This is a genomic window from Pseudomonas sp. EL_65y_Pfl1_R83, from assembly GCF_963970695.1.
Taxonomy (GTDB): domain Bacteria; phylum Pseudomonadota; class Gammaproteobacteria; order Pseudomonadales; family Pseudomonadaceae; genus Aquipseudomonas; species Aquipseudomonas tritici.
Genome location: NZ_CAXAQI010000001.1, coordinates 186216 through 199038, shown reverse-complemented (window position 1 = coordinate 199038; position 12823 = coordinate 186216). Strand labels below are relative to the sequence as shown.

Here is a 12823-nt window from a genome sequence, read left to right as displayed (position 1 = left end):
GGCGCACTTTTTCGAGGGGGCATTCACTGTGTGGGAATTGGTCAAATCCGGCGGCTGGATGATGTTGCCGATCATCATAAGTTCTATCGCCGCACTCGGCATCGTCGCCGAACGCCTGTGGACCCTGCGCGCCAGTCGCGTCACCCCCGAGCATCTATTGGGGCAGGTCTGGGCTTGGATCAAGAACAAGCAACTGGACAAGGAAAAACTCAAGGAACTGCGCGCCAACTCCCCGTTGGGTGAAATCCTTGCCGCCGGCCTGGCCAACTCCAAGCATGGTCGCGAGATCATGAAAGAGTGCATCGAGGAGGCTGCCGCCCGCGTCATCCATGAACTGGAGCGCTACATCAATGCCCTCGGCACCATCGCTGCCATGGCGCCATTGCTCGGTTTGCTGGGGACGGTGCTGGGTATGATCGATATTTTCAGCTCGTTCATGGGCTCCGGCATGACCACCAACGCGGCCGTATTGGCAGGTGGTATCTCCAAGGCGCTGATCACCACGGCAGCGGGCCTGATGGTCGGTATTCCTTCGGTGTTCTTCCACCGTTTCCTGCAACGGCGCATCGATGAGCTGGTGGTCGGCATGGAGCAGGAAGCCATCAAACTGGTGGAAGTCGTGCAGGGCGACCGTGACGTTGACCTGGTTGGGGGCAAAGCGTGAAATTTCGCCGCAAGCACCGGGAAAATGTCGATATCAACCTCGCGTCGCTCATCGACGTGGTGTTTATCCTGCTGCTGTTTTTTGTCGTCACCACCTCCTTTACCCGGCAAACCGAGCTGCGCGTCGACCTGCCGGAAGCCGTGAGCGGTTCGCCGGCCGAAGACCAGGAGGTCAAGCAACTGGACATCGCCATCAGCGCCGACGGGGTGTTTTCAGTGAATAACCAGTTGCTCGAAAAGAACGATCTCAACAGCCTGATGGATGCCTTGCAGAAAGAGTCCGGCGGCGATACCAAGCTGCCGCTGTCGATCAGTGCCGATGGCAAGACCCAGCACCAGGCTGTGATCACTGCGATGGATGCCGCCGGCAAGCTCGGTTTCAGCCATCTGCGCATGACCACCGTCGAGGCAGCGAGCCAACCCTGATGGCCATGTCCGATCGTTTGCTCAAGGCCTGGTACGAGGGCCATCCGATGCTCACGTTGCTGCGGCCGCTTGAATCCTTGTACCGCCGAGTGGTGCAGCGCAAGCGCGCACGTTTCCTTGCGGGTGAGGGCGAGATCTATCAGTCGCCGGTGCCCGTGGTGGTGGTCGGTAATATCACGGTGGGTGGCACCGGCAAGACGCCGTTGATCCTGTGGTTGATTGAGCACTGCCGACGTAGCGGCTTGCGCGTGGGGGTGGTCAGCCGGGGGTATGGGGCCAAGCCGCCGCAGTTGCCGTGGCGGGTCGAAGCCAACCACAGTGCTGAAGTGGCGGGTGACGAACCCTTATTGATCGTGCAGCGCTGCGGCGTACCGTTAGTGATCGACCCCGATCGCAGCCGTGCGGTCAAGGCGCTGCTGGCCAGTGAAACCCTGGACCTGATCCTCTCCGACGATGGCCTGCAGCATTACCGCCTGGCCCGCGACCTTGAATTGGTGCTGATCGACGCCGCCCGTGGCCTGGGCAACCGCCGTTGCCTGCCGGCGGGGCCGTTGCGCGAACCGGTGGAGCGGCTGCAGAGTGTCGATGCGCTGTTGTATAACGGCGCCGCAAGCGACCGAGACGATGGTTTTGCCTTTCGCTTGCAGCCTTGCGCACTGGTCAATCTGAAGACCGGCGAGCGTCAGCCGGTCGATCACTTTGCGGCGGGCCAGCAGGTGCATGCGGTCGCCGGCATCGGCAACCCGCAGCGTTTCTTCAACACCCTTGAAACGCTACACTGGCAGCCGATACCCCATGCGTTTGCCGACCACGCGCCGTACAGCGCCGAAGTCCTGAATTTTACACCGTCATTGCCGCTGGTCATGACCGAAAAGGACGCGGTGAAGTGCCGCGCCTTTGCCCAGCCCGACTGGTGGTACCTTGCGGTGGATGCGCTGCCGTCGCCGGCGTTTGTCGCCTGGTTCGACACGCAGCTGATGCGCCTGTTGCCTGCCCGTCTCTTGCCTTAAACCGCTTCTATCCAGGAAACACTCATGGACACCAAACTGCTCGATATCCTCGCTTGCCCGATCTGCAAAGGCCCGCTCAAGCTCAGCGCCGACAAAACCGAGCTGATCAGCAAAGGCGCCGGCCTGGCTTACCCGATCCGTGATGGCATCCCGGTAATGCTGGAAAGCGAAGCCCGCACCCTGACTACCGATGAGCGCCTGGATAAATGACCACAGCCTTTACCGTTGTCATTCCTTCCCGCTACGCGTCGACCCGTTTGCCGGGCAAGCCGCTGCAACTGATCGGCGATAAGCCGATGATCCAGTTGGTGTGGGAACAGGCCTGCAAAAGCAGCGCCGAGCGCGTGGTGGTGGCCACCGATGATCCGCGCATCATCGAAGCCTGCAAAGGCTTCGGCGCTGAGGCCGTGCTGACTCGCGAAGACCATAACTCCGGCACCGATCGCCTGGCCGAAGTGGCCACAAAACTCGGCCTGGCACCTGATGTCATCGTGGTCAACGTGCAAGGTGACGAGCCGTTGATTCCGCCGAGCGTGATCGACCAAGTGGCGGCCAACCTGGCCGCTCATGGCGAAGCGCGCATGGCGACCCTGGCCGAACCGATCGAAGACATCGACACCCTGTTCAACCCGAACGTGGTGAAAGTGGTCAGCGACATCAATGGCCTGGCGCTGACGTTCAGCCGTTCGACCTTGCCGTGGGCGCGCGACGCCTTCGCCAAAAAACCCGACGTATTGCCGAGAGGCGTGCCGTATCGCCGTCATATCGGCATCTATGCGTACCGTGCCGGTTTCCTGCATGACTTCGTCAGTTGGGGCCCGTGCTGGCTTGAAAACACCGAATCGCTGGAGCAACTGCGTGCCTTGTGGCACGGCGTGCGCATTCATGTGGGCGATGCGCTGGAAGCGCCGCCGGCTGGTGTCGACACGCCGGAAGACCTTGAGCGCGTCCGTCGCCTGCTGGGGGCCTGATGGAGGTCTTGTTTGTCTGCCTGGGCAATATCTGTCGCTCGCCCACCGCAGAAGGCGTGCTGCGCCATAAATTGCGCGAAGCGGGTTTGGCAGGGCAGGTCGAGGTAGCGTCCGCCGGTACGGGTGAATGGCATATTGGCAACCCACCGGATAAGCGCAGCCAGCGTGCGGCGCTGGTGCGCGGCTATGACTTGTCGGCCCAGCGAGCCCAGCAGGTCTCCCGTGCCGACTTTGCGCGCTATGACCTGATCCTGGCCATGGACCACAGCAACCTGCGCAACCTCAAGGCCATGCAGCCGGGCCAAGGCACAGCGGAGCTGGACCTGTTCCTGCGCCGCTACGATGGCGAAGTGGACGAAGTGCCAGACCCGTATTACGAAGGTGAACAAGGCTTCGAGCGGGTCCTTGACCTGATTGAACGCGCCTGTGATTTATTGGTGATCGAATTGAAGGGGCGGTTATGACCTTGCAGGTGCTCTCGCAGGTATCGCTCAAGCCCTTCAATAGCTTTGGCATCGACGTACGCGCCCAGTTGTTCGCCGAGGCGCACAGCGACGATGACGTCCGCGAGGCCCTGGCTTATTCAGCCGCACATGCGGTGCCACTGTTGGTGATCGGCGGTGGCAGCAACTTGCTGCTGACCCAGGACATTCCTGCGCTGGTCTTGCGCATGGCGACCCACGGCGTCCGCGTGGTCCACGATGACGGCACGCAGGTGGTGGTCGAGGCGCAAGCGGGCGAAGCCTGGCACCCCTTCGTGTTGTGGACCCTGGAACAGGGGTTCTGTGGCCTGGAAAACCTCAGCCTCATCCCCGGTACCGTTGGCGCAGCACCGATGCAGAACATCGGCGCCTACGGCGTGGAGATCAAGGACGTATTCGCTGGCCTGACCGCCCTGGATCGCCACACCGGCGAACTGCGCGATTTCAGTCTGGAAGAATGCAACTTTGCCTACCGTGACAGCGTGTTCAAGCACGAAACCGGCCGCTGGCTGATCCTGCGGGTGCGCTTTGCCCTGAGCCGCACCGGCCACCTGAAACTCGACTATGGCCCGGTGCAGCAACGCCTGGCGGGGCAGGGGATCACCGAGGCGACGCCGAGCGACGTCAGCCGTGCGATCTGCAGCATCCGCCGGGAAAAACTGCCGGACCCGGCAGAGCTTGGCAATGCCGGGAGCTTCTTCAAGAACCCCTTGGTGTCCCAGGTGTTGGCTGCTGAGCTGCAGGCACTGTACCCGGACCTGGTGGCTTATCCGCAGCCCGATGGGCAGATGAAGCTCGCGGCCGGTTGGCTGATCGACAAGGCTGGCTGGAAAGGCTTTCGTGAGGGGGATGCAGGTGTGCACAAACTGCAGGCGCTGGTGTTGGTCAACTATGGCGGGGCCTCGGGGCACGATATTGCCAACCTGGCTCAGCGGATCCAGCAGGATATTGCGCAGCGCTTCAAGGTTGATCTGGAGATGGAACCCAACAAATACTGAAACCTGCTCTTAACGGCGTAAAAACAAAAATGCCCCGTATCTTTCGATACGGGGCATTTTTTATTGCGTTAACTAATCAGTCATCGCTGCTCATGATGCCGAAGATCTGCAACAGGCTGATAAACAGGTTGTAGATCGACACATACAGGCTCACGGTCGCCATGATGTAGTTACGCTCACCGCCGTGGATGATGGCGCTGGTCTGGAACAGGATGCACACCGAGGAGAACAGCACAAACCCCGCGCTGATCGCCAGTTGCAGGCCGCTGATCTGGAAGAACATACCTGCGACCACAGCCGCCAGCAGCACAAAGAAGCCTGCGGTGATGAAGCCACCCAGGAAGCTCATGTCCTTACGGGTGATCAGCACGTAGGCCGACAGGCCACCAAACACCAGGGCCGTCATGGCAAACGCCGAGCTGACCACTTCCGCACCGCCGGCCATGCCGAGGTAACGGTTGAGGATTGGGCCGAGGATGAAGCCCATGAAACCGGTCAAGGCAAACGCCGACACCAGACCCCAGGCCGAGTCCCGCAGCTTGTTGGTCAGGAAGAACAGCCCATAGAAGCCGATCAGCACGACAAAGATGTTCGGGTAGCCGACGCGCATCTGCTGAGCCACAAACGCCATTACGCCGCTGAATGCGAGGGTAAGGGCGAGCAAGCCATAGGTGTTGCGCAACACGCGGCTGACTTCAAGCTGCTCAGCCTGCGCGTTACCATTCACTGCGTAATTCTGTTCGCGCATGGCGACACTCCTTCGGTTTTGAAACGTTCAGTCGCAAAGATCATAACAGACGCTCTGTAACAAGCGATGCCGAGAGTTTGACAGTGTGTTTCATTCGGGTATTATGGCGCCCGCTGAGACAGGATAGGCTACTATAATCCTGTGATGCACAAGGGAAATTGGCAGAGTGGTTGAATGCACCGGTCTTGAAAACCGGCGAACGTTAATAGCGTTCCCAGGGTTCGAATCCCTGGTTTCCCGCCAAGATTCAAACGAAAGCCTCGCGAAAGCGGGGCTTTTGTGTTTCTGGCCTTCGGGTAGGGAGCAACGGTTTTTCTAGGCGTTCCGAAACTTTGCCTATTTTGAGGGCTTGGCGGTCGCTCCAATCCTTCTATACACCCTTTTGGTGATTTCCGGTTTACTGTGCCCCAGCAAAGTACGGTCAGTAGCAAGCGGGGCGCGCAGGTGGCAGTGTGGAAGCCCACAGGACGAAGACTAGGCGACGGCGATGCTTTAGGCGCACAGAGGCACCGGCCACATCATTGCTGCGTAAATCGTCAATCGCCATTTTGAACGGGGTGAAAAGCTTGGCTTATCTAGATTGGGTTCAATGGCCTGCGATGTTGGTGACGGTGCTTGCGGCTTGGCTTATCGGGTCTCAACTACCAGCAAGGCGCATGACAGGATTTGTATGCTTTAGCCTCAGCAATATATTGTGGGTGACTTGGGGGGTGTACGTAGAAGCCTATGCTCTCATCGTCCTGCAGGTTTGCCTCTTCATCATGAACCTTCGCGGATTCAAAAAGAACCTCGACGTACACTAGGTTTAACCGTAAACATCAGGTGCTTTCAGGTACTAATCCTTAACGCTGGAGTTCGGAAGGTGTGTTCGCCGACCCCTTACTCAGCGCGTTTTTGATGCTGGTCAAAACGGTTCATCGTCCTCGATGTCCTCCCGTCCCTGTGCTTTCTTTCACGTGATCTGATCTTTATCTGGACGACCAGCGTGCCGTATTGCATGCGGTAGGACACGTTGATCGTTTCAACGATGTGGCAGTGATGTGTCAGTTGATCCAGTTGCTGCGGTCACCTTAATGTCGCTGAACGCGCTCTACCATCCCGAGAGACTGAGGTTGGTCGTGATCACGATACTGGTGTGAGACAAGGCAGGATCGTCAAACACGTCGCTTGTAAGCGATCTTGCATTTTCCTGTCGCTGAACCCACGCAACAACCCCAACACTTTGGTGGCGGGATCCGTGCCACTCGCGTCCCGTCTTGGCCTGAGGACTTTAATCCAAGGGGGTCACAGATTAGCGGATGCTTAAATCAGCGTTGTACAAAACTTGTACATAAGTTACCGTTTGTACAGGTTTGAGACGATCCTGGCATTAAGAGTGATTGCGTCCGCTTAAACTTACGCGGACACAATCGCCCTTAATGCTGGAGTTCGGAAGATGTATTCGCCATCCGCTTACAGTCAAACCAGGTCATGATCCGTATGCTCACTTTAAGGGCGTGCTTACTTACCTGCCAACGCAGCGGGCAAATGAAATCGATCATTTATCGCCGCAAGTGCGGAGGAGCTTTCACGAAACAGGCAATTAAAGTCCTGCGGCCGGTCTACCAGCAAATGAACGAAACTTGGTTTTCCCCCAAACCAAACCGAGTATCGCAGCCAAGGACGAAGCGGCAAGCACACCCAGTTTAGCCGCCGCTAATAGGCCAGGGTCGTCAAACGCAAGGCCGGAAATGAAAATTGACATAGTGAAGCCTATACCCGCCAACAGCCCCACCAAGACGATACCCTCCCAACTGACTCCCTCGGGCAATTCGCAGACCTTTAGCTTGATCAGCAAGAAACTGGCGATCATCACCCCCAAAGGTTTACCAAGTACCAAGGCCGTAATTACCCCAATAAGCACGCCTTGGGCCATAATATCGTCCAAGTTGATACCCTTCAGACTGACACCGGCATTGGCCAGCGCAAATAGCGGCATGACTCCGTAGGCGACCCATGGGTGCAACCCTATTTGCACTCGCTGCACAGGAGATAACATTTCTCGCTCGGCATGACGTAACTGTTTCAGTGGTTTGGCTACTGCCTTTGGACTCTGCTCAGCCTGCGAGAAGCGTTCCATGAGCTCCTGAAACGTACGCCCAATCGTATCCAGAGGTCGCTCACGCAATGGCTTGGAATTGACGGGGGTCATTAGCCCTAGAACTACACCGGCAAGCGTTGGGTGAACGCCGGTCTTCAAAAGACCAAACCATACAATCGCGCCAGGTAAGACATAAGCGTAGGCTTTGCCAATACCCATGCGTTGAAATATCAGAACGAGTAGCAACCCTACCGCTGCAATGACCAAACCCAGGTAATTCAGGCTGGCTGTGTAGAAAATCGCGATAATCAGTATGGCAACGATGTCATCAATGATGGCCAGTGCAAGGAGGAGAACTCTCACCGAGCCGGGAATCGATTTACCTAATAGTGCAAGCACCCCTACGGCAAAGGCAATGTCGGTCGCGGTCGGCACAGCCCAACCGCTGTAGGCGGGGGTGCCGAAATTAAGCAGCGTATAGATAAGCGCAGGCACCATGACACCACCCATCGCAGCCCCAAGAGGTAACGTAGCGAGCTTGAAGCTGGACAGTGCACCGTCGCTGATCTCTTGACGGATTTCCGCCCCTACGACAAGAAAGAACACGGTCATCAATCCATCGTTGACCAGAAAATGCAATGAGCGCGAAACAGTGAAATGCCCTAGACCGATGGTCAATTCGGCGCTCCAGAAATGCTCATAAGACTCAGCTATCGCACTGTTGGCCCAAAGGAGCGCGACGATAGCAGCCACCAAAAGTGCGATGCCGCTCACTGCCTCGATATGGGAGAACCGTTCCAGCGCTGAAAGCGCGCGTTCGGTTAAAACTTGAGGACGGGGAATAGATGGAGATGATGGTTTTTTGCTAGCCACAGTCGGACTCCGCTGGCGGCCCGACCAGTGCTTGCTTTTAACCTGCGCATCGCGTCATGCAATGGCGCACCCGTCGCGATCATAGAAAGCTCAGGGCACAGATGCAATGCTCGGGCTTTATGTACTGAACCTTTCGTTTGTGAGTAAATTCCATAAATTTGGATCATCGGGGCTGACTCCGTTTATTCCCATTGCAGTTGTTCAAAAAGTTAAGACTATGATCGCGCGATGGCATTGGATACTGGCGCGACTGAAAAAGAAGCATTGCTCAGTGCTATCTTGTCTGTACTGCTCTGGGTATCAACCGCCTTGATATCCATCCTCTCAAGGATTCGATTCCTTTTTCTTTGTCGGCCCGTATACCCCAGAGGCCGGCACTCGCTTGAGACCAAAATCAAATAGTGGCTGCCTCATGGGAGCTTGCAGAGACACGCCAAGCCCAGTTTTATGTGGGCCGCGTTCTCGTCGATTGCCCCCAGGGCTGCCTCCAGTGCGAGCTGGTTTTGGTAAATCCTCTCTAGGACTGTTGGCGCTTAGTTATAGGTTTCGACCTGGAAGCATCCTCGTAAAAAACCTCTCCAAATCTACCGTCAGGCAGTATAAGTGGAGTCGGGCTTGCACTCCGGTAACTGGAAGGTTGTCAGGGTCGGAGTGATGTCAAAATGACACTATCGGTTGGCGGGTGTTATGCTCGATTCCCTAACCAACCATGCTCATGGGTAGCTTATGTTTTTACGTCATCCTATCTCGTCGATCCTCTTTTTGGCCTTGTTGTTTACAGGTTGCGCGAGCCAACCTGTGTCCCTGAAACCAACGGAGCCGATCCACGTGGAGCCCCTGGGCCAGAGTCTGCCTAAGACAAGTTTACGTACTGTGTTGATGAACCAGATTATCAGCAACGATCCCGTTATCATCTCGTCGCTCAAGCCGGTACTCAGCGCCAATACCGACAACGATGGGCGTATTGCCGCGCTACGAAAGAAAGACGGTGGCGTGCTGCCTGACGGTTACTGGACTCTCTACAAGCAAAACTTGGAAGCGCTCCAGTACGACCTAAATCACCAGCACGACGCCGCACGAACCCAGTACATCGAAACCTACCGCGACGAGTTGAGCCGAGTAGACGACGGTACACTTCAAGCCATGGCCACGTCACCAAAAGCCTTGGATGAAAAGATTCGGCGCCAATGGAGTGCACGCATGAGCGATAGAGCCGCGCGCTACATGGTCACCAGTGAGCAATCACTGAGCGCCGCCACTGATGCCCACCTCAACCGCATGGCGTTGATGGATCGGCAATACAACGTATGCTCGCTTAATCCCGAATGCTGGGATACACCGGTTAAAAAGTGATTTGATTCGATCGGGCCTTTTTCGTAGAAAACTACCGATCATCACGGGCAGCTTTTGGCCGAGGCTGTGTAAAAACGTTTTCGAGCACGTCAGGTACTCACCACGGGACTGGAAATCGCGCTTCTACGCGAAACCCACATCTGCTGACGTGTCGATACGTTTCAGATTTAACGTAGACCATGAAGTCTCCTCATTTTGCCCTGCGATCCGAACGCCGCACAATGAGGGTGCATGCTTAGCTTGGACCCACCGCAATTGTCCCATTAATCTGTGGCTTTTCTGACGAGCTTTTACTCGTCATCTCTTTGTTTTTTTACTATTATCACTCACCTGCGCACTCAAGGAAGAGAGGCTGAGCGCCTTGAGTCTGGTAGAAAATTTACACTTGATCATTGAGTGAGTTTTACTTTTACCCAGCACATAACGACTCAGCCAACCATAATTACTTCTTGGTGAAACCGATGTATAAACTGTGTGGCATCGCTGTAGTGGTAGGACTTGCCCTCTCTGGATGCGCTACGAAAACGCCAGAAAAATCCATAGTGACTCCACCTCCTGCCGTCGTCCAGGAAGCGCCCCATGAAGCCCCCCCTGAAGTCGCACCTTCGACACCACCCAATTGGACTGTGCGATATGAGGCTGCACCTGCGGGCGCCAGTGCTGACTCCCACGTCCCTGCCTCTACGGAAGCTGATCAGTCGGAATCAGAAACAAACTTAAACCAAAACCGCGCAGAGCAATGCCGTAAAGAGCTGGACGTTTTGAAGGTTTACAACAAAGCGTCTTACGTCAAGTACGAGGCGGAGTACCAAACCATCGCTGCCAAGACCGCTAAATATATGGAAATCAAAGACTCATTAGGTCCTGACTTAAACTACATGGTTATGCCCGCTTATCAATTTCAAATTCGTGAGTTCTGCTTCCGCGTTAAGACCCGTCTATCGGAGCTTGTGCTTCGCCAAGCCAAATAGCCTCGTGCATGATGGTCAGCAAGTGGTTCTTCACCCGTAAGGCTGAAAAGCCCTTTTGATTTATCCAGGACCATAAAAGCCAATGCCCCGACTCGTCGGGGCATTGGCTTTTTAACGACGCGGGTTGCCAGACCCTAGGCTACGGTCTACTTCATATCTTCACTCACCCGCAACCTCTTCACCCGATACATCTCCCCATCCGCATGACTCAACAGCGTATCCGCATCCTCTCCATCCTTCGGATAAAACGCCACGCCGACACTGCAAGACGGCATTTTCACTCCGCCAAACTCGGCCCCCAGTGGATCAGCAATGACCGCAAGTATCTGCGCCACCTTCCCGGCAACCGCATCCGGCGACTGGATATCCGTGATCAGTACCGTGAATTCATCACCGCCCATCCGGGCCACTAGATCGCCTTCGCGCACACAGCGCTCTAGCCGTCGTGCAATCACACAGAGCACGCGATCGCCCATGGCATGACCATGCACATCGTTGATGCACTTGAAGTCGTTGATGTCCAGAAACAGCAATGCCAAGCTCCGGTTATGGCGCTGTGCGCTTTGCAGCGCACTGTCGAGCCGATCGTTGAACAACGATCGGTTGGTGAGGGCCGTCAGCGGGTCATGATGGGCGAGGAAGCGTAACTCCTCCTCGGCCTGGGTGAGCGCCGTTATGTCCCGCGCGACTCCGATCCGCGCACCGACTTCTTTGGACCAGAAGGCCGCCCACAAAATGTGTACGACGCTGCCATCCTTGCGCAGATAACGGTTGCGGAAGTCGACGTGGGGTTGGCCACTCATGACCCGAGCTATGGAAGCGCGGGTACGCGCCAGGTCTTCAGGGTGCATGTAGTGGATGATCAGGGTGCCGATCAGCTCTTCGGCGTGGTAGCCCAGCAGGGACTCACAGGCGTCGCTCACGAAGACAATCCGGTTGTCGCTGTCGACGACGAATACCGTATCCAGCATCAAGTGGATCAGTTTTGGATAGAGCGCTTGTAGGTCAACGGGCATGGGGCATTGTGCGTCCGGTTAAGATGGCCTGATCATAGCCCGATCATGACGGGCGGCGGGGAGTTCTGCGAGTTTTTAATATCGCTCACACCCGTCGAGCCCGGTTATTCAGAACAGGTGCTCACACATATGATAAGGCCCAGCCCCTCACTTGTTCGCTAAGCTGACCCGCCACAAGGCGTCTGCATTTTTTGCACCTACTGCAAACACGAGCCATGGCTCATCAGTGGCGCTTGTTCTTATGCTTGTGCTTATTGTTGCCTTTGTGCTTTTTCCCGTCAGATCGATGATTGCTCTCATCATCCGCCAGGTTGTTGCCGAGCGCGCCACCTGCAGCGCCACCGAGACCCGCTCCGATCGTCGAACCCGTTGTGCCGCCCAGACGATTGCCTATAAGTGACCCACCAGCAGAGCCAACGCCGCCGCCTATCGCAGCTTCTGTCCTCTTACCCTTCTGGGCCCCGACTGCTCCACCGGCGGCACCACCTAAGCCTGCGCCTACTGCCGCGCCAGTTGACCCCCCCAGCTGTTGGCCGACGATATTGCCAAGTGCACCCCCAACGCCACCTCCAAGAGCGGCTGTACCATCACCGGCGGCTATCGCTCCTTGCGATATCAGAACACCCAAAGCCAGGGCGGGTAGTGTCATTTTCATTTTGTGAACCTCTATGGGCTGTCAGCAGGTGTTAATGTTTAAAGCACGCTTGGGATTAAACCCAAAGCTCATTTGTATGCTGGTAGACCTGACCCCACATGAATCCCGATTTATCAGGCGTACTCAGCTCCGAGTAAGTGTCTGCGCCAACACAGGTGCTGGAGAAAGTCAGCGAGATTGCAGCCATGCAAATGTGCTGCTGGTTAATTAGCAAGTGCTTTGCATTGTCGTCACTCATTTACCCCTCCTGATCTCGAAAAAACGAACGGCAAGCTTATACAAGCACGAAGAAATAAACAGTCCGTTTCGGCGGTTCCACGGCCAAGGTTGTTCCTAATACTCGCCGAAACGTATGATCAGGCCGAGCGCCTCATCTGGCCGCTAAGCCTCACCTTCTATAAAGGACATGAGCATGGAAAAGCACTTCGGTAATTCAGGCCTGTTCAAGGCTGCTTCGTATCACTGCAACGAAACTCTGGGCAGCGGCATTGCCCGCTGGGAGTTGAAAAATATTGCGTTGAATACGAAGGAGTTTTTGATATGTCCAAAGAACTACTCGGAGTTTCTGCTCTAGGGT

The 12823-nt window shown here is 56.1% G+C and carries 16 protein-coding genes, 1 tRNA gene and 1 pseudogene; 12 read left to right on the top strand and 6 right to left on the bottom strand.

The features are described 5' to 3' along the window. Positions 1-28 precede the first annotated feature (28 nt). The 7 genes from AACY08_RS00900 to murB are packed head-to-tail and all read left to right on the top strand — an operon-like array spanning position 29 to position 4550. Positions 29-664 carry a MotA/TolQ/ExbB proton channel family protein gene (locus AACY08_RS00900; RefSeq protein ID WP_339421067.1) on the top strand — a complete coding sequence of 212 codons (636 nt, stop codon included), beginning with the start codon at positions 29-31 and terminating at the stop codon, positions 662-664. Beyond that, entirely contained in the window at positions 661-1089 is a 429-nt protein-coding gene (locus AACY08_RS00895; RefSeq protein WP_339421069.1) for an ExbD/TolR family protein, read from the top strand. The genes AACY08_RS00900 and AACY08_RS00895 overlap by 4 nt, the downstream gene beginning before the upstream one ends. Continuing rightward, the gene (lpxK, locus tag AACY08_RS00890; RefSeq protein ID WP_339436958.1) at positions 1089-2099 is read left to right on the top strand and encodes a tetraacyldisaccharide 4'-kinase; all 1011 of its coding nucleotides are present in this window, start codon (positions 1089-1091) and stop codon (positions 2097-2099) included. The genes AACY08_RS00895 and lpxK overlap by 1 nt, the downstream gene beginning before the upstream one ends. Positions 2100-2123: 24 nt before the next feature. Continuing rightward, complete coding sequence (locus AACY08_RS00885; RefSeq protein ID WP_003174668.1) at positions 2124-2309, top strand: Trm112 family protein; 186 nt, start codon at positions 2124-2126, stop codon at positions 2307-2309. After that, on the top strand, positions 2306-3070 hold the full coding sequence (gene kdsB / locus AACY08_RS00880) for a 3-deoxy-manno-octulosonate cytidylyltransferase (protein WP_339467388.1): 765 nt from the start codon (positions 2306-2308) through the stop codon (positions 3068-3070). Before AACY08_RS00885 ends, kdsB begins: the two co-directional genes overlap by 4 nt. Beyond that, positions 3070-3534 carry a low molecular weight protein-tyrosine-phosphatase gene (locus AACY08_RS00875; protein ID WP_065872101.1) on the top strand — a complete coding sequence of 155 codons (465 nt, stop codon included), beginning with the start codon at positions 3070-3072 and terminating at the stop codon, positions 3532-3534. Before kdsB ends, AACY08_RS00875 begins: the two co-directional genes overlap by 1 nt. Continuing rightward, positions 3531-4550, top strand: a complete 1020-nt coding sequence (gene murB, locus AACY08_RS00870; RefSeq protein ID WP_339467386.1) for a UDP-N-acetylmuramate dehydrogenase — start codon at positions 3531-3533, stop codon at positions 4548-4550. The genes AACY08_RS00875 and murB overlap by 4 nt, the downstream gene beginning before the upstream one ends. 76 nt (positions 4551-4626) lie before the next feature. On the opposite strand, the gene AACY08_RS00865 is transcribed toward murB, so the two are convergent. Beyond that, on the bottom strand, positions 4627-5298 hold the full coding sequence (locus tag AACY08_RS00865; protein ID WP_339467384.1) for a Bax inhibitor-1/YccA family protein: 672 nt from the start codon (positions 5296-5298) through the stop codon (positions 4627-4629). Between the two features lie 152 nt (positions 5299-5450). On the opposite strand from AACY08_RS00865, the gene AACY08_RS00860 reads away from it, so the two are divergent. Continuing rightward, positions 5451-5541: transfer RNA gene (locus AACY08_RS00860), tRNA-Ser, on the top strand. A 356-nt stretch (positions 5542-5897) separates the two neighbouring features. Then, positions 5898-6101, top strand: coding sequence for a hypothetical protein (locus tag AACY08_RS00855; RefSeq protein WP_445261409.1), 204 nt, complete (start codon positions 5898-5900; stop codon positions 6099-6101). Positions 6102-6202: 101 nt separating this feature from the next. Here the strand turns inward: AACY08_RS00855 and AACY08_RS00850 are convergent. Both AACY08_RS00850 and nhaA read right to left on the bottom strand, forming a co-directional pair. Then, a pseudogene (locus tag AACY08_RS00850) lies at positions 6203-6433 on the bottom strand (ATP-binding protein); the annotation flags it as partial. Positions 6434-6880: 447 nt separating this feature from the next. Continuing rightward, complete coding sequence (nhaA, locus tag AACY08_RS00845; protein ID WP_339467381.1) at positions 6881-8251, bottom strand: Na+/H+ antiporter NhaA; 1371 nt, start codon at positions 8249-8251, stop codon at positions 6881-6883. A gap of 879 nt (positions 8252-9130) precedes the next feature. On the opposite strand from nhaA, the gene AACY08_RS00840 reads away from it, so the two are divergent. Together AACY08_RS00840 and AACY08_RS00835 are read left to right on the top strand one after the other, a co-directional pair. Continuing rightward, the gene (locus tag AACY08_RS00840) at positions 9131-9604 is read left to right on the top strand and encodes a hypothetical protein (protein ID WP_339467379.1); all 474 of its coding nucleotides are present in this window, start codon (positions 9131-9133) and stop codon (positions 9602-9604) included. Between the two features lie 461 nt (positions 9605-10065). Then, the gene (locus AACY08_RS00835) at positions 10066-10575 is read left to right on the top strand and encodes a hypothetical protein (protein WP_339467377.1); all 510 of its coding nucleotides are present in this window, start codon (positions 10066-10068) and stop codon (positions 10573-10575) included. Between the two features lie 146 nt (positions 10576-10721). Here AACY08_RS00835 and AACY08_RS00830 read toward each other — a convergent pair whose 3' ends face one another. From AACY08_RS00830 to AACY08_RS00820, 3 genes are all read right to left on the bottom strand, one after another. Beyond that, positions 10722-11591, bottom strand: coding sequence for a sensor domain-containing diguanylate cyclase (locus AACY08_RS00830; protein ID WP_339467375.1), 870 nt, complete (start codon positions 11589-11591; stop codon positions 10722-10724). A gap of 223 nt (positions 11592-11814) precedes the next feature. Continuing rightward, a complete protein-coding gene (locus AACY08_RS00825; protein WP_339467374.1) occupies positions 11815-12246 on the bottom strand; it encodes a glycine zipper domain-containing protein in 432 nt (143 codons plus the stop codon). Between the two features lie 55 nt (positions 12247-12301). Continuing rightward, complete coding sequence (locus AACY08_RS00820; protein ID WP_339467373.1) at positions 12302-12484, bottom strand: hypothetical protein; 183 nt, start codon at positions 12482-12484, stop codon at positions 12302-12304. A 174-nt stretch (positions 12485-12658) separates the two neighbouring features. Between AACY08_RS00820 and AACY08_RS00815 the strand changes: the two genes are divergently transcribed. After that, positions 12659-12820, top strand: coding sequence for a hypothetical protein (locus AACY08_RS00815; protein ID WP_339420857.1), 162 nt, complete (start codon positions 12659-12661; stop codon positions 12818-12820). Positions 12821-12823: the final 3 nt, after the last annotated feature.